Origin of the sequence: Citrobacter sp. Cpo032, assembly GCF_030332975.1 — a bacterium.
Taxonomy (GTDB): Bacteria; Pseudomonadota; Gammaproteobacteria; order Enterobacterales; family Enterobacteriaceae; genus Citrobacter; species Citrobacter portucalensis.
Map to the genome: position 1 here is coordinate 1 of NZ_JAOWGU010000007.1, position 281 is coordinate 281.

The window sequence follows — 281 nt, forward strand, 5'->3', positions numbered from 1 at the left end:
CACACTACCATCGGCGCTACGGCGTTTCACTTCTGAGTTCGGCATGGGGTCAGGTGGGACCACCGCGCTACAGCCGCCAGACAAATTCTTTTCTAAGTGCCGAACTTTAACCGAAAAACTGGTGCTGATACCCAGAGTCGAACTGGGGACCTCACCCTTACCAAGGGTGCGCTCTACCAACTGAGCCATATCAGCACACTAAATTTGATGCCTGGCAGTTCCCTACTCTCGCATGGGGAGACCCCACACTACCATCGGCGCTACGGCGTTTCACTTCTGAG

The 281-nt window shown here is 54.8% G+C and carries 1 tRNA gene and 1 rRNA gene; both read right to left on the minus strand.

The annotated features are described in order from the left end of the window. Positions 1–81, minus strand: a 5S ribosomal RNA gene (gene rrf / locus OGY33_RS00035); the annotation flags it as partial. A gap of 38 nt (positions 82–119) precedes the next feature. After that, positions 120–195, minus strand: a tRNA-Thr gene (locus OGY33_RS00040). Positions 196–281 lie beyond the last annotated feature (86 nt).